Origin of the sequence: Ignatzschineria indica, from assembly GCF_003121925.1 — a bacterium.
Lineage (GTDB): Bacteria > Pseudomonadota > Gammaproteobacteria > Cardiobacteriales > Wohlfahrtiimonadaceae > Ignatzschineria > Ignatzschineria indica.
On sequence record NZ_QEWR01000002.1, the window covers coordinates 1,292,712 to 1,309,969 of the forward strand.

Annotated in this window: 12 protein-coding genes and 1 riboswitch; of the genes, 5 read left to right on the forward strand and 7 right to left on the reverse strand. The window is 41.4% G+C overall.

Going from position 1 to position 17,258, the window contains the following annotated elements; all coding sequences use genetic code 11:
- Positions 1-152: 152 nt before the first annotated feature.
- On the reverse strand, positions 153-1,742 hold the full coding sequence (locus tag DC082_RS05735; protein WP_109236101.1) for a peptide chain release factor 3: 1,590 nt from the start codon (positions 1,740-1,742) through the stop codon (positions 153-155).
- A gap of 167 nt (positions 1,743-1,909) precedes the next feature.
- On the opposite strand from DC082_RS05735, the gene DC082_RS05740 reads away from it, so the two are divergent.
- A complete protein-coding gene (locus DC082_RS05740; protein ID WP_094566628.1) occupies positions 1,910-2,356 on the forward strand; it encodes a universal stress protein in 447 nt (148 codons plus the stop codon).
- Positions 2,357-2,610: 254 nt separating this feature from the next.
- Positions 2,611-2,782: riboswitch (M-box (ykoK) riboswitch) on the forward strand.
- A 219-nt stretch (positions 2,783-3,001) separates the two neighbouring features.
- Complete coding sequence (mgtE, locus tag DC082_RS05745; protein ID WP_229821595.1) at positions 3,002-4,003, forward strand: magnesium transporter; 1,002 nt, start codon at positions 3,002-3,004, stop codon at positions 4,001-4,003.
- A gap of 202 nt (positions 4,004-4,205) precedes the next feature.
- Here mgtE and metG read toward each other — a convergent pair whose 3' ends face one another.
- The 6 genes from metG to cmk all read right to left on the reverse strand — a co-directional run bounded on the left by metG (position 4,206) and on the right by cmk (position 11,744).
- Complete coding sequence (gene metG, locus DC082_RS05750) at positions 4,206-6,344, reverse strand: methionine--tRNA ligase (protein ID WP_109236103.1); 2,139 nt, start codon at positions 6,342-6,344, stop codon at positions 4,206-4,208.
- A gap of 218 nt (positions 6,345-6,562) precedes the next feature.
- Positions 6,563-7,039: a 2-C-methyl-D-erythritol 2,4-cyclodiphosphate synthase gene (gene ispF / locus DC082_RS05755; RefSeq protein WP_109236104.1), complete on the reverse strand. Its 477-nt coding sequence runs from the start codon at positions 7,037-7,039 to the stop codon at positions 6,563-6,565.
- Entirely contained in the window at positions 7,036-7,764 is a 729-nt protein-coding gene (ispD, locus tag DC082_RS05760; RefSeq protein ID WP_109236105.1) for a 2-C-methyl-D-erythritol 4-phosphate cytidylyltransferase, read from the reverse strand. Before ispD ends, ispF begins: the two co-directional genes overlap by 4 nt.
- A 451-nt stretch (positions 7,765-8,215) precedes the next feature.
- On the reverse strand, positions 8,216-8,521 hold the full coding sequence (gene ihfB, locus DC082_RS05765; RefSeq protein ID WP_094566623.1) for an integration host factor subunit beta: 306 nt from the start codon (positions 8,519-8,521) through the stop codon (positions 8,216-8,218).
- Between the two features lie 318 nt (positions 8,522-8,839).
- A complete protein-coding gene (rpsA, locus tag DC082_RS05770; RefSeq protein ID WP_109200911.1) occupies positions 8,840-10,507 on the reverse strand; it encodes a 30S ribosomal protein S1 in 1,668 nt (555 codons plus the stop codon).
- Between the two features lie 568 nt (positions 10,508-11,075).
- The gene (cmk, locus tag DC082_RS05775; protein ID WP_094567333.1) at positions 11,076-11,744 is read right to left on the reverse strand and encodes a (d)CMP kinase; all 669 of its coding nucleotides are present in this window, start codon (positions 11,742-11,744) and stop codon (positions 11,076-11,078) included.
- Positions 11,745-12,134: 390 nt separating this feature from the next.
- On the opposite strand from cmk, the gene hemC reads away from it, so the two are divergent.
- Genes hemC through DC082_RS05790 form a run of 3 tightly spaced genes read left to right on the forward strand, consistent with a single transcriptional unit; the run spans position 12,135 to position 17,237 of the window.
- Complete coding sequence (gene hemC / locus DC082_RS05780) at positions 12,135-13,058, forward strand: hydroxymethylbilane synthase (RefSeq protein WP_094566621.1); 924 nt, start codon at positions 12,135-12,137, stop codon at positions 13,056-13,058.
- Entirely contained in the window at positions 13,051-15,762 is a 2,712-nt protein-coding gene (locus DC082_RS05785) for a uroporphyrinogen-III C-methyltransferase (RefSeq protein WP_109236106.1), read from the forward strand. The genes hemC and DC082_RS05785 overlap by 8 nt, the downstream gene beginning before the upstream one ends.
- Positions 15,762-17,237, forward strand: a complete 1,476-nt coding sequence (locus DC082_RS05790) for a heme biosynthesis HemY N-terminal domain-containing protein (protein WP_109236107.1) — start codon at positions 15,762-15,764, stop codon at positions 17,235-17,237. Before DC082_RS05785 ends, DC082_RS05790 begins: the two co-directional genes overlap by 1 nt.
- The last annotated feature ends 21 nt before the right edge of the window (positions 17,238-17,258 follow it).

The window sequence follows — 17,258 nt, forward strand, 5'->3', positions numbered from 1 at the left end:
AAAAGATGAGAAACAACAGTCGCTTAAAGCACACGATGCTTTTTTTTGCATAAAAAAACCTCAGCAATAATGCTGAGGTTGGTAACTAAGACACCACTATCCTAATGGGTCTTAATCAATTGTCGACTTCCTCTCGACACACTCAATTGATGTTAACCATGAATCTCACGGAAGGCATCAAATTGAATATCTGGATAACGCTCTTGCGCTAAATGTAAATTAACTCGTGTAGGAGCAATATAGACATACTCTCCATGGTGATCGATCGCTAAGTTATCTTCCGCCCGCTTCTTAAATTCGGCAAACTTCTTCGGATCTTTAGCATGGACCCATCGTGCTGTAGAGACCTCGACATGCTCAAAGATACAATCTACATTGTACTCAAGCTTTAATCGATGGGCGACCACATCAAACTGAAGAATTCCCACCGCACCAATGATTAGATCATTATTACGAAGGGGTTTGAAGAGCTGTGTCGCTCCCTCTTCACAAAGCTGTTCAAGACCACGCTCAAGATGCTTCATCTTTAGAGGATCGCGAAGACGCGCACGACGAAAGAGTTCTGGTGCAAAATCAGGAATTCCTTTAAAGCTTAGCTCTTCACCTTCGGTAAAGGTATCCCCAATACGGATCGTTCCATGATTGTAGATACCGATAATATCGCCGGCATAGGCCTCTTCTAAATGACCGCGATCGGAGGCCATAAAGGTCAATGCTTCTGGAATACGGATATTTTTGCCAATCCGAACATGATGCGCGGTCATTCCTGGTGTATATTTGCCGGAACAGACACGCATAAAAGCGATACGATCTCGATGGCGAGGATCCATATTGGCCTGAATCTTAAAAACAAATCCTGTTAATGGCTCTTCATCTGCTAATACTTCACGGGTTAAGGTTGCCTGCTTTTTAGGGCATGGTGCAATCTCAACAAATCCATCGAGCATCTCTTGAACCCCGAAATTAGTGATCGCAGAACCGAAGTAGACCGGCGTTAAACGCCCGGCAAGATACTCTTCAAGATCAAATTCATGACTTGCCACGCGAACAAGCTCAACTTCTTCACGAAAAGCATTGGCCCGCTCCTCTCCTAAAACCCCATCTAATTCAGGGCTATCTAAACCTTGAATGATCTGTCCTTTGCTGCGAGTTCCACGCTCTTTTGAATCATAGAGATGGATATAGTCTTCAAGAATATGGTAGACACCCTTTAACTCTCGCCCCATACCGATCGGCCATGTCACTGGCGCACAGTTGATCTTTAAAACCTCTTCCACTTCATCTAGAAGATCGATCGGCTCTTTTCCATCTCGGTCAAGCTTATTGATAAAGGTGATAATCGGAGTATCGCGAAGACGACAAACATTCATCAGTTTAATTGTCTGCTCCTCAACCCCATTTGCACAATCGATCATCATGAGCGCTGAATCCACCGCCGTTAAAGTTCGGTAGGTATCTTCCGAGAAGTCCTGGTGTCCCGGCGTATCAAGCAGATTGATCATACAATCGCGATAAGGGAACTGCATAACTGAAGAGGTCACTGAAATCCCCCGTTGCTGCTCAAGCTCCATCCAGTCTGAGGTTGCATGACGTGCAGCTTTACGCCCTTTGACAGAACCGGCAAGATTGATGGCGCCTCCAAAAAGCAGGAGCTTTTCAGTCATTGTGGTCTTACCCGCATCAGGGTGGGCAATAATGGCAAAGGTTCTACGACGGGCAACTTCTTTCGCTAATTTACTCATGATGAATATTCAAAATTGACTCAAAAAATAGGTGTCCGTATTGTACACGTTTTTTTGCCCCAAGTCGCTTTTTAAGCCTATGATGATTGATAAATCGCGGATCTCTTGCTATAACAAAAAGAGATGAAATAGATGACCACTCATATATATAGCGGGAGATTAAAAAGATGTCTGAATCGAATGAGTATCAACATATTCTTGTAGCAGTTGACCAATCTGCAGATGCAGAAAGGGTTGGCCGTCAAGCCCTTATCGTTGCACAAAGAAACCATGCAAAGATTACCCTCCTCAATATCTTAGAAGGTATCAGTATTAGTGCCGGCTATGAGCTTATGCCTATTATTCCACAGGTCTCTGATAGTGAAATTATTGCAGAAGCAAAAAAATCGATGCGCGAGCTCTCTCTCAAGTTGGGAATTCCAGATTGTGACACAATGGTCATCTCTGCATTATCAACGAAAGAAGGTATCCTACGTGCAGCAGAAGAGCTCAAAGCGGATCTTTTAGTGATCGGCTCCCATACCCGCTCTGGCCTTGGAGTCCTATTAGGATCAACATCGGGATCGATCATCAATGATTCCCCTTGCGATATCTTAACAGTGAAGGTTTCATAAAGAATCATAAAGCAGAGCGCAAAGTAGATTCATTAAAGCAGATTCATTAGATAAGACTTAAAGCGCTCTAGAAAGCAAATTGTCTCGATCAAATCAACAGAATTGATGTAAAAAGAGATTCAGTAAATAAAAGAGATAAAGCGTCAAGAAAAGAGTAAAGGCTTGAAAATCTCATAGCTATAATTTGCTTATTCAAAATTTAAGGGTACAATGCCCTCAAATAAATATTTTGGGTTAACAGATTATTAATTGTTAACTATCCTCGTTAGGTGAGGCTCCTATATGGAGGTAAGCTACTGCCCAGAAACGTCGAGAGACACCAATGGGTCAGCAGAAACTGTCGAGCTAAGGCAGTATCTAATGTAGCCGGGATTCGGATGAATACCCATGCCATATAGTGCTAAAACTTTACGAAAGAGGAGAGATCACTGTAAAGGCGCCTTTACATATCGAGAAAACACCCTCCTCACGTCTTGTGGTTGGGTGTTTTTTTTGATCTCAAAATAGACTGATCATCTATGGACTCTTTTCCCAAGGATATCAGCGTCGGCCGCTGCGCACAGCCGCGCTTAACAAAATATATCGATGACAGAGAGATTTCTTACTGTCGTTTTATGAAAATAAAAGATAATGAGGTTAAGCAAAATGGTAATTCAAGATCGTAATATGAAATTTGGCATTGAGAGCGCCGGGTCCCTAATGTCCAATGACTTTATCACCCTCGATGTCAATCATACGGTTGATGAGGCAATCGACTATCTTCGTAAAAATCTCTACCAAAGAGAAGATATTCACTACGTCTATATTCTCAATCAAGATAAAGTTCTTGTTGGTGTCGTTGCAATTAGAGAGCTTCTCTCTGCAAAAGGCGATGAGATGATTGCGAATGTCATGAAGACAAAACTCAAAAAAGTGACAACGGCAGTCGATCAAGAAGAGGTGGCGCAACTCTTTCAAGATACAGATCTTGTGACAATCCCCGTTGTTGCTGAATCAGGTCACCTATTAGGCGTCATTCATATCGATCAAATTTTAGATGTGATGGAACAAGAGGGTACTGAAGATATCTATCGTATGGCTTCGATCAAGAGTGATCAGCTCGATAATCAAAATCTTCTGACGGCAACTATCGGTCTTCTCTACCGTAAACGAGTTGCTTGGCTAGTTGTTCTTGTCTTTATGAATATCTTCTCTGGTGCGGGGATCGCAACTTATGAAGATCTTATTGAGAGCAATGTCGCACTGGTCTTCTTCCTCCCCTTATTAGTCGATAGTGGAGGTAACGCCGGAGCACAGTCCGCAACATTAGTGATTCGAGCGATGGCGCTTGGAGAAGTTCGTATCAAAGATTGGTTTAGAATGATTGGGAAAGAGACTATCATCTCTGCACTCCTTGGCTTTACAATGGCGCTTGCCGTCTCATTGGTAGGATTCTACCGTGGTGGTGTTGAGATTGCTTTCATTGTGGCATTAACGATGGTTTTTGTTGTCATGATTGGTAGCATCATTGGACTTTCACTCCCCTTTATCTTTAGTAAGATGAAGATGGACCCTGCAACAGCAAGTGGCCCGCTAATCACCTCTATCTGTGATATTGTCGGTGTCTTTATCTACTTCGGCATTGCGAGTGCATTTATTACACTCTAAACACGCTCCGGCATATGCCGGAGATAATCCAAAATTGATACTAGCTATACTTGCTTCATTTTAATGAAAGTTATTTCAACCAAAATCATTACAATAAAATAGCTTCAATAAAAAAGAGAGCCCATTGAGCATTTTCAATAATGTTCAATGGTGACTCTCTTTTCTGTTTTCACTTCTCAATATAATTAACCAGTTGTGATGATTACGAAATCTTCGCCCCGGGTTTAAGCTCACTTAAAGAGGTTAAGAGGGTTAACTCCTCTTTGGTGGAGGCAGACAGAATCATTCCTTCACTCACACCAAAACGCATCTTTCTCGGCGCTAGATTTGCAACCACCACCACATACATTCCCACTAAAGCGGCAGGATCTTGATAAAACTTACGGATGCCGGAGAAGATAGTGCGGGGACGCTCCTCGCCTAAATCGATCTGGAACGTTAAAAGCTTATCAGCCCCTTCAATAAAATCGCATGAAAGTACCTTTCCTAAACGAAGATCGATCTTGGCAAAATCATCGATCGAGATATATGCCTCCTCTTCGCTTTTATCAACACCTTTATCAGAACCCTTACCGCCCTTTTTTTGCTCGCTCTTTACGACCTTATCGCCCGCTTTATCAGCTTGTTGCGCATCTTTACGCTCGACACTCAAGGCTTCACGATTCGCTTCAATCATCGCATCGAGATCTTTACGATTAAGACGCGTCATCAGATGCTCATAATCGTTGATAAGATGCCCCTGAGGTAATTTCTCATGAAGCGCTGCAAAAGTTAAAGGTGCAATATTGAGGAATTTCTCTACACGCTCTGCAACCACTGGTAACACTGGTTTAAGATAGAGCGTTAAAATTCTAAAGGCTTCTAAATAGCCGGTACAGAGATCTTGAAGTAATTTTGCTCTGCTCTCATCTTTAGCAATCTCCCAGGGCTTCATCTGATCAAAATGCTCATTCACATCATCACAAGCTGCTGAGATCTCTCTTAGAGCTGCGGCAAAATTACGCTTTTCAAAGCCCTCTTGAATTGCGGGCGCACGCGCAATAACAGAGTCGATCAATGCCACCGATTCCGCTGCAATCTCACCTAACCGATTATCAAAGTTTTTTGAGATAAAGCGACTTGTTCTTGAAGCAATATTGACATATTTACCGATAAGATCCGCATTAACACGATTCACAAAATCATCGAGGTTGAGATCAAAATCATCGATTGCTCCATTCGATTTTGCAGCAAAATAGTAACGCAACCATTCTGGATCGAGCTTCTGAGCAATATAGGAATCAGCAGTAATAAATGTGCCGCGCGATTTACTCATCTTCGCGCCATCTACGGTTAAAAAGCCATTAATCGCATATTGAGAAGGGACACGATGTCCAGAGAAATTGAGCATTGCAGGCCAGAAGAGCGTATGGAAATACATAATATCTTTACCGATAAAATGGACCATCTCCGTGCCGGTAGCTTCTGCCTTATCTCTCTTAATAAAGCTCTCAAAATCAATATTACCAACACGATCACAATAGTTCTTAAATGAAGCAAAATAACCGATCGGGGCATCTAACCAAACATAGAAATATTTATTTTCCGCGTTTGGAATAGGGAACCCAAAATAGGGGGCATCTCGAGAGATATCCCAATCTGAGAGCTTACAATCTCCCTCTTCACCAATCCATTCACGCATCTTATTGGCCGCTTCAGGTTGCAAGCGCTCTTTATCTTCTAGGAATTGACGCAGGAATTCGACACAACGTGGATCTGATAACTTAAAGAAGAAGTGTTCAGAAGGGCGCATGACTGGAGTCTTCCCTGTCACAACAGAGAAGGGGTTGATCAATTCTGTCGGCCGATAAGTCGCACCACACGCTTCACAGTTATCCCCATATTGATCTTTAGCATGACATTTAGGGCACTCTCCCTTAATGAAACGATCAGGTAAAAACATCTTGCGCTCTTCATCATAGAACTGCTCAATCGTTTTTGTCTCTATTAGATCATTTGCTTTGAGCGTAAGATAGATCTCTTCAACTAACTGCTGATTCTCTTTTGAATGTGTCGTGTAATAATTATCAAAATCGATATGGAAATTATCAAAATCTTGCAGATGTGCCGCATGCGCTTTTGCAATTAACTCTTCAGGAGTAATACCAAGAGAGTCTGCCTTTAGCATAATGGGCGTTCCATGGGTATCATCAGCGCAGATATAATAAACATTGTTTCCAAGCATTCGCTGAAAACGCACCCAAATATCGGCTTGAGCATACCCTAATAGATGCCCTAAATGAATATCTCCATTGGCAAATGGCAGTGCGTTTGTGACAAAAATATCTCTCTTTCGTTGCATACTCTACTTGTTCCTATATTTGTTTCATAATGGGCATCTCTGTAAGTAATCATCAATGTCTAATACTTCCAATGCTTCTATACCTCTAATCTCTCTTAGAAGGTCTATCAGAAGGCCTATTAGAAGATCTCTTAGAGCATCCATTACTATTTATCGATGCGCCCTCATCTCATCTGTTTTAAATTACTGCTTACTACTGCTGATAGCTTTCGCCCACTTTACTCCTGACGCTTTAATAAGACGGCGACCTGTGCGGCAATTCCCTCTTCCCTACCGACAAAACCTAACTTCTCCATAGTTGTCGCTTTAACATTGATATCCTCTGTGGAGATATTAAGATCTGCGGCAATCACAGATTCAATCGCCGCTCTATAGGGTTTCATCTTCGGTTGTTCCGCCATAATCGTAATATCGATATTACCAATCTTATAACCTCTATCGAGAACAATTTGGTAAGCCTCTTTAAGGAGAAGGCGACTATCGGCATCTTTATAACGTGGATCAGTATCGGGGAAAAGTGTTCCAATATCTCCCGCCTTTACCGCTCCTAAAATAGCATCTGTTAGGGCATGAAGCACCACATCACCATCTGAGTGCGCTTTAAATGCTTTATGAAAAGGGATCTTTACCCCACCTAACATAAGATGATCACCCTCTTGAAAGGTATGAACATCAAAACCAAATCCTATTCTCATTCTCTTCTCTCACTAAAATAGAGGCTCATTAATTGTAGGTCTTCAGGATATGTGACTTTAAAATTATGTGGATAACCCCGATAGACCTTTGGTGAGAGGCCATTATACTCTAAAAGTGAAGCCTCATCTGTCACTTTTGCACCTTCTCGCTCTGCACGCTCGGTAGCTTCAATCAGTGTTAAAAGTGGCGCCATTTGGGGAGTTTGTGCTAACCAGATTCGATCACGATCAATCGTTTCGATAATTAATCCAGCTCTATCGACACGTTTCACAGTATCTTGCGCCGGTAAGGCCATAATAGCTCCCCCTTGCGGCGCATCTTCTAATACAGATCGAAGAAAGAGAGAGAGCTCTTCAGGTCTCAACCCCGGTCTTGCCGCATCGTGTACAGCAACCCAGATTTTATTGAGATCTTTTCCCGCACGACTTAATTTCTCTTTTAAGAAGTAGAGCCCCGCGGCAACAGAATCTGTTCGTGTAGCTCCCCCCTCAACCCGCCATAGAGATTCGCTCTCGACCGCTAAAGGTGTTTCATCCTCAGCAGATAGAGCGACAACGCCACCATTCATCTCCGCAACTCCTAAAAATAATTTTAAGGTATGCGTTAAGATGCTCTCCCCGGCAATCTTGAGATATTGCTTTGGTACTTCAGACCCCATGCGACTTCCAACGCCCGCTGCGGGAATAATAAAATAGAGTTCTTGCTCTCCCTTTTGAGTACTCAATGTGCTTCTGCTCCTTCATAAAATGGCTCGATCGATGATCGATCATCTGTAACGATTAACAACTTAACTATTCTCGCCATCATGACCTATGCCACATGGCAGATAAAATAGGAGTCGACTGATGATACCGACATTTTGTTGCTATCTACTGCTTAATTTTCAATATTGAGCCTCTATTATAACGAACTCCCAACAATTTCATTACCATTACCGCTTTATATTTTCGCTCTCTTATAGCCCTTATCTCTCTTAAAAAAGAACATAAAAAAAGCATCTCAAACCATCACTTGAGATGCTCTTATCAACTCTACTGCTTCTCTCTAAATATAAAGACCAGTATGAAATTCGATACTAAAGTATGTCATTACCAAAGTGTGCCATTAAATTGTGACACTAAATTATGATACTAAATACTGATACTTCGGTCTAATATTGATATGGGGTCATCACTCTACTTCGGAAGCTCATAATGCTCACGGCTTTCATTGACCCGCTCACGGAGCAATTTACCCGGTTTAAAGTGGGTGGTATATTTGCCACTTAATTTTACTGCATCTCCGGTCTTCGGGTTGCGCCCTATCTTAGGCTCTCGATAACGAACAGAGAAACTACCAAATCCTCTAATCTCGATACGCCCGCCCTTCCCTAAGGTCTCTGTAATATGTTCTAAAATTTTCTTAACACTCTTTTCAACTTCAGCTGTTGAACAGTGTGGGTATTTTGCACTTAATCTTTGTACTAGCTCTGATCTAGTCACCGTACTTCTCCTTGATTCTATAATTCCCTAGTTTTCAGTATAAATCCCGCAAACGCCGTAAATTTATGTATATTTTTATATATAAAATAATACAATCTATCGTTCTATTAAGCAACAATCCCTCTAAAAAATATCTCTTAATTCTCTATTAGAATCAAATACCTCTATAAAAAAACCGCAAACTATAAAGTCTGCGGTTTTTACTGACCGAAGGTCATACAACTATTAATTTTAATGAGCCTCAATTGATCAATCTGAATCAATCTGAATCACGTTAATCTATCTTAATCAAAGTGGCTCTAAAATTATTGTTGCTTCTTATTGCTGTTTTAACTGCTCTTTTAAGAGATCACCGAAAGTTGTCGCACCAACATTATCATTTGTGTACTCAGCGATATCTTGTGGGCTTACTTCGTCAACTGCTTTCACAGAGAGAACGATTGAACGATTACGGCGATCAACGCTTACAAAACGTGCTTCAACTTCATCACCTACGTTATAGACGTTACGAACATCTTCTACACGCTCAGATGAAATTTCAGATGCGCGAAGGTTACCTTCAACACCGTTACCAAGATCAACAACTGCATACTTAGCATCAACTTCAGTAACAACACCTTTCACTAAAGAACCTTTCTCATGCTCTGCTAAGAATGAAGAGAATGGGTCTTGGTCAAGTTGTTTGATACCTAAAGAGATACGCTCACGATCAGCATCAACTGCTAATACCATTGCTTCGATCTCATCACCACGGCTATATTCGCGGATCGCTTCTTCACCAGGAACGCTCCATGAAATATCAGAAAGGTGAACAAGACCATCAATGCCACCTTCAAGACCGATGAAGATACCGAAATCTGTAATAGATTTGATTGTACCTTTGATCTTATCGTTCTTGTTATATTTCATCTCGAACTCAGACCATGGATTTGGCATGCACTGTTTCATACCGAGAGAGATACGGCGACGCTCTTCATCGATATCGAGAACCACAACGCCCACTTCTTCACCCGCTGTAACAACTTTAGAAGGATTAACGTTTTTGTTAGTCCAATCCATTTCTGAAACGTGAACAAGACCTTCGATACCTGGCTCAATCTCAACGAAACAACCGTAATCAGTAATGTTAGTAACTTTACCTTTTGTTTGAAGACCTGCAGGGAAGCGCATAGCGATATCTTTCCATGGATCTTCACCAAGTTGTTTAAGACCAAGTGATACACGGTTACGCTCTTTATCAAATTTAAGAAGCTTAACTTCGATCTCTTGATTGATCTCTACGATCTCAGATGGGTGACGAACACGTTTCCACGCCATATCTGTGATATGGAGAAGACCATCAATACCACCAAGGTCGATAAACGCACCGTAATCAGTAAGGTTCTTAACGATCCCTTTAACAACATCACCTTCTTCAAGTGTTTTGAGAAGCTCTTCACGTTCTGCAGAATACTCTTCTTCAAGTACCGCGCGGCGTGAAACAACGATGTTGTTACGCTTTTGGTCAAGCTTGATAACTTTTAACTCAAGCTCTTTACCTTCAAGATATGCGATATCACGAACAGGGCGAACATCTACTAATGAACCTGGTAAGAACGCGCGCTCTGTACCGATATCAACAGTAAATCCACCTTTAACGCGACCTGAGATAACACCTTTAATGATTTCATCATTTTCAAGTTTCTTCTCAAGGAATGCCCATACTTCTGCACGTTTCGCTTTTTCACGTGAAAGACGAGTTTCACCGAAACCATCTTCTAATGACTCAAGGACAACGTCCACTTTATCACCAACTTGAACTTCAATTTCACCATTTAAATCTTGAAATTGTTCAGCGGGGATGCGACCTTCACTCTTAAGGCCAGCATCAACGATTACAAAACCGTTTTCGATTTTTACAACCGTTGCTTCAATGATTGCACCAATTTCACGTGCTTGTTCTTCGGCGATTGATTGCTCAAATAATTCTGCAAAACTTAATGACATATAATTAAAAATGCATAGACATGTGGAATATTTTTCTCACTATACTCACCCTATTTCCTAGAAACCTCATATACCCTAAGCGTTCTACCTTAAGTATTCTCAATTTCTTGGCAACAAGTAAATTGTAGCGTTATTCCAATCTACGACTTGTTTAAAGTAATAAAAAATCACAACATTAGCACTATAGCTTAGTAATCGACCGACTTCTGAGTAGTTACTCTGAAATCCCCTACCCGAGAAATATCTTCTAGACCTTTTAGATCTTCTATAGATATAAATTGGGGAGTCTACTGATCGATATCGCTATCGCTCTTTGTGAAACCTACATCTAATCAATAATCTTCTGATTACCCTTTTTTATCGAGCTGATAAAGCAAAAGAGGGACCGATTATCTCAGTCTCCCCTTAAACCTTCGATGACAAACCTTAGATGATCCATCTAAGAGATGTAAAATCTGTTATCAACTGCTTTTAAAGCCGTTTTAAGATCGAATTTTAAACCACTTTTAAACCATTCTATAAGCGTTTAAACATCGTTTATAACGTCACTTAAGCACTTATTAATAGTTTAAAAGAATCTCTCTTTAATCACTTTCCAAGCCGATGCATAGACTTCATCCACCCCAAGTTTAGATGTATCGATCACTATCGCATCATCTGCTGCAATAAGGGGGGCGCTCGATCGCGTCCGATCTCGCTCATCTCTTGCTTCCACCTCAGATAAAATCTGCTCTATATTAACGCAAATTCCACTCTCTAACAACTGTTTATGCCGTCTTTTTGCCCGCTCTTCTGCAGTAGCTGTTAAAAAGAGTTTCAATTTTGCACTTGGAAAGACCACCGTTCCCATATCTCGACCATCAGCAATAAGTCCCGGCGCTTGTGCAAAATCACGTTGCCGTTGAAGTAAGTTTTCCCGAACTTGCGGATGTTTGGCAACGATTGAAGCCTTATTACCCGTCTTCTCTTCACGAATCTTATGGGTAACATCTTCCTCTTCTAAATAGATATTGAGAGCAGAACCCACCACTTCGAAACGAAGGGGTAACGCTGCTGCAAGAGAAGCGACTAAAACCTCATCCTCAAGATCTACCCCTCTCTTTTCAGCAAAAAGAGCCACTGCGCGGTAGATCGCTCCTGAGTCTAAAAAGTGCCAGCCCAATTTTTTTGCTAGCTGTAAGGAGAGAGTTCCTTTACCTACACCACTAGGGCCATCTATCGTTATAACATTTTGCATCGCATCTACCTTCATCATTAATTTTGCTGAAAAGAACATTATAGATAATATAGTCAATATATCTCATCAATATATTATCGCTATTTCTCGCTATTTTAGAGATTCATGCTCTCTAAAAATAGAGATAAGTATCAATAAAAGAGAAAGCGTTTCATATAAATTGATAACATATCGAGTTATCGAGACTTAATTTATATCAAGATCATATCGGATTTATGTCGCAACTGATATTGCAATAACTCTATTCCTATCACTTATTGCAACATCGATACGCAATCAATACGGCATCGGTGTCGGTATCAATCTCTATAAGAGATCATAACTCAAGCGATAAAATTGATATATTATTAAGCAACCAACTAAAATCGAGATTTTAACTAGGATAAAAAGATGAAATTAACAATTGCAACACGTGAAAGTCCTCTCGCGCTCTGGCAAGCGAACCATGTTCGAAGTGAACTCCTCAAGCATTTCCCGGAAATGGAGATTGAATTGCTCGGCATGACAACAAAGGGGGATCAACTACTCTCTTCACCTCTTAGTAAAATAGGGGGAAAAGGGCTCTTTATCAAAGAGCTAGAGGTTGCGATGTTAGAAGGAAGAGCAGATATTGCTGTTCACTCAATGAAAGATGTTCCCATGGCATCTCAACTCCCTGAAGGGATGAGTGTACCTGTAATCTTAAAACGAGAAGATCCAAGAGATGCGCTTGTCTCCATTAACTATAAATCCTTAGATGATCTTCCTGAAGGTGCAGTAGTAGGTTCATGCTCACTACGTCGTAGAGCTCAACTACTAGCACATCGCCCCGACCTTCAGATTAAAGATCTTCGAGGAAATGTAAATACACGCCTCCAAAAATTAGAAAATGGAGAGTATGATGCCATTATCCTTGCAGCGGCAGGATTAATCCGCTTAGGCTTTGAAGAGAAGATCACCCAACTTCTTCCCGATACAATCTCCCTACCCGCCGTCGGTCAAGGCGCAATTGGAATCGAATGTGTCACTAACAATCATGCGGTTCAAGAGGTGATTGCCAAATTGAACGATGAAGAGACCGCTATCTGTGTTTCGGCAGAGAGAGCTTTCAATGCAAAACTTAATGGTGGTTGCCAAGCACCTATTGCCGGCTTTGCCCAATTGAGTGAAAAGGGGCTCTATCTTAGAGGCTTAGTAGGAGATCTCGATCATGGGACAATTATCTATCATGAGTTGTGGGGAAAACCTGAAGAAGCGGTCGCCTTAGGAGAAGCCCTTGCAGATAACCTTCTCTCTCGTGGCGCAAAAGAGATACTTGAAAAGATCTATGGCTAAATCTATGAAGCAGAAAGAGAATAATCCTATCGAAGATATTAATAATATTGGGAATATTGCCGAAATTGGAATTATTGTGACTCGCCCAAAGGGTCAGTCACACTCCTTTATCCAAAAATTGCAAGCATTGGGATATACTGCTTTTGATCTTCCCGGCATTATTATCGCCCCACCTCAAGAACTGGCTAAAGCACAAAAAGAGTTAGATCAAGTATCAGAGTATGATTACCTCCTCTTTACAAGTCCTAACTCTGTTCGTTTTGCTAAGAAGTTAGGATTAGCCTTCGATAAAATTAAGGGATTTATCTCTATAGGTTCCGGCACAGAGAGGGCTTTAGAGCCCTATCTTGCCAATAAAGAATCGATTACAGCACCTAAGCCCTACACCTCTGAAGCACTCGTTGAGACATTAAAAGCCCATCATATTGCCGGCAAAAAAATCTTAATTATTAGTGGTGAAGGGGGTCGCCGACTCCTCGATCAAGCAATTGATGATCTCGGTGGCTTTGGTAAGTATTGTGATGTCTATCGTCGAGAAGCCCCCACTGAAGAGATGCTCAATCTCACACCTCTTCTAAGCTTTAAAGATGCATCCTCGGCTACAACATCTGCTTCAACACCCGCATCTACAAGATCACTCTATCTTGTTATCTCAAGCCAAGAAGCTTTCAATAACTTACTCCCTATTTTAGAGCGACACCAGCTCAGAGCCCAAATTGATGGGATCTTTGTAGGTAGCGAACGATTAGAAAACATAGTAAAATCAGAAGGGTTTGAGAGAGTCATTGTTGCCCGATCTGCACTTGAAAAAGATCTCTGGCAAGCAATTGAGGAGTATTTTAACCCTCTCACTTCGCACCCCCTCAATTCCCCTTCTATCTCACCTGATAATGATAAGGAGCGCTCTATGACGCAAGAGCTGAATAACCAAGATTCTAAAAAAACAGAACAGTCCATCTCCCCACAATCTTCTACTAATGAGGCTACTACTGTAGATAAAGAGCTTGATACAGCAACTGTGGAGAAGCGTGATAACGATGATAAAGCGCAATCCACGAATAGTAAGCGCCAAAATCAGAAAGGTAATAAAAAGAGAGGCAATGGGCGCAGAGAGAATCAAAATCAAGCTGTTGAAAATGAATCTTCTAAGAAGAAATCTGATGAAGAGCGTTCTAATAAAGAAGCCGATAATGAGAAAGAGGCCTCTAAAACAACAAATACCCAAGAGACCAATCAAGAGATCAAGCAAAAGATTGAGTCGCCTCACGACTTAGAAAAAACGTCTCTATCCGCGCAGGAAGAGAAAAGTCAAGAGAATCAAAAACGCAAAGAACAGGAAAGTGTGAACGATTCAACCACAAAAACAGTTGATGAAAAGTCATTAGAGAGAGCGGAAGATCACAGTATGAATAATGAGGCACATAGCGAAAATGTTGCAACTTCAGCAACGACAGCCACAACATCGAGCACTGAACACTCAACTCGCCCAAGCCAAGGATTGACCTATCTCGCTCTTATCTTAGCATTAGGTGGATTAGGGCTTGGTGGATTCTCCTACTATAAAGGCTCGTTAGAGAAAACCGATAAAATCGCTCAACTAGAGAGCGCTATTGCAACAGATGCATCGACAATCTCCACGCTTAAAGGGCAAGTTGATACGCTCAACAAGAGCCTCTCCACACTCAAAGTTACCACCGATAAGATAGCGACGAGTGATGCTCAATCACTCTCAGGACAAGTTGCCGCAGTTGCGCAAAAACATGATCAACTTAACCAATCGATGGCAGAGTCAGCTAAGGGATTACAAGCACAGATCGATAAACTCGCAGCAACACAGAAAGATCTCTTAGCTCAAGGCGATCAAATCAACAATATTGCCAAAGTCAGCAATCAAGCGATTACAATCGCTAACGACTTTGATAAGAAGCTCGCAGCACAAGAGTTACAACAAAATGTCGTTCTCAATGAAGCAAAAGAGCTCATCTCTACCATCAAAAATATTACCGATTTAGAGATGCTTCGCACTACAGAGGTTGATTATCTCCTCAAGGTCGCGATTCAAAAAGTGCAATATGACAAAGATTACAAGACAGCATCACAGATCTTAAGTTCAGCACTCGATAAACTCTCTCAGATCAATAGTATCAATTTCAATGAGACCAAAAAGCTTCTCGAAGCCAATATCGATACCTTAAAGACATTAGAACCATTAGATCTAGTGGATATTACTCGTCGCTTAGAGAAAGTGACAATGCTCCTTCAGAAAGCCCCCCTTAAGAGCGATAGCGCACTGGTCAACCTTAAAAATGAGATCTTTAACCAAGGCGCTCCTGAAGGAGAGAGTTGGACTGATAAATTAACAAGTTCCCTCAAGCATCTTGTCGTGATCGAAGATAAGCGAACTGAAGTACCGGAACTAATGGCGAAAGAAGATAGATTCTTCCTACTACAAAATATTCAACTTGAATTAACTGCGGCAAAAATCGCACTACTTCAAGATCAAGTCACCCTCTTCAAACACTCTGTAGAGAGCGTACAATCTTGGGTAAAAACTTACTTCGATGAAGATAATGCCGATGTTAGAGAGGCTATTCAGCAGTTACAATGGCTTCTTGATGCAAAACTTGAAGTGACTCCTCCTAATATTGAGCGCACACTCACAGACTTTGAAGCCACTCTTCGAGCATATAAAGGAGCGCAATAATGGGTAGATTTCTTAAAACAATCGGTTGGATTATTCTTATTCCGATTTTAGCCATTCTCCTCTTCTTTGTTGTCAAAGATGATACAGGACAGGTTCTCATTACAGGCTCCTTCCCCATCATTGGTCCTAAAACAATTCATACCACAATTGTCGGAGGCTTGTTACTTGCTGCAGTCTCTATTCTCATTATCTATGTTGTGATTCGACTGATCATCACAATTATTAGAACGCCGAAGATTATGCGTCATTTTCGACTCAATCGTCGCGCGAGAATTGCAGATAAACAATTTGCGGAAGCAGAACTCGCACTTCTTGAAAATCGCCCCAAAGTAGCAGAAGATCTCTTCTTACTAGCGGCAAAAGGAAGTAAGAGTAAAAATCTCTGCTATGTGGGCGCAGCGCGAGCAGCTCAACTCTCCGGTAATATGGAGAAAAGAGATCGCTATCTTCGTGAGATCGATCTTTCAGATTCAAAACATGATCGTGAGTTAGCAGAGGTACAACGTGCAGAACTTCTCTTAGAGGCTGATGAGAATGAGAAAGCTGAACTTCTTCTAAACACCCTATTAGAACGAGAAAAAAATCACTACGCAACACTACTACTTGCCGTTGCATTGCAGAAGCAGGGTAAAAATGAGGCGCTATTTAGACTTCTTCCCAATCTGCAGAAAGCGCTTCCACGCTTAACGCCTAGTGAAGAGATCGATCAATATACAGAAAATGTTTACAAAGCACTCTTTGAGTATGCAAGCCAAATTAGTAAAGATTCTGATCAATTACGCCTCGTCTGGGGCCGCCTTCCTAAACATCTCCAGCATGAGCCGGCGCTCCTCATCGCCTATGCTAATCGCTTGCTTGATGTGGGGGATACAAAGCGTGCTGAAGAAATTCTTCGAAAAGAGATCAATCGCTCACACAATGAGATGCTGATCTTAGCTTATGGTCACCTCTATCGTGGCGATCAGCAAAAACTCCTTCATCATGCTAAAAAGTTTAATGCAGATGCACCAGATAGTGCCATTACACAATATACTCTTGCACATATGCTTTTTCGAAACCAGCAATATGATGAAGCGATGACGCACCTTCAAAAGACTATTCAACTCGATCCCCAATTTGTAAAAGCTTATCGCTTAATTGGTGAGATTAAGTTGATTCAGAATGATGATAAGAGTGCATTAGAGTTCTTTAAAGAAGCGATGGCGCTCGCTTTTGATGAACGCCCGAAAGATGTTAAACGGGTTGATGGTGATCTTTTAATCTCTTCTGTTGATAAAATCTCCCATAAAAAGGAGGATGAAGAGATTGCTGATGGAGAGTTCTCTAATGCGAAAGAGAACGTAAACAAAGAGGATCAGCAGAAGAAAGCTTCAACAACGCAAGAAGGGGGCATCAACGCTTCTCATGAAAGTGAAGATCTAGGCGAACAAGATCCCCATATCAATAATAATTACGATCCTCGTCGCCACCTCTAATCTTCACAAAACTGCTGATTT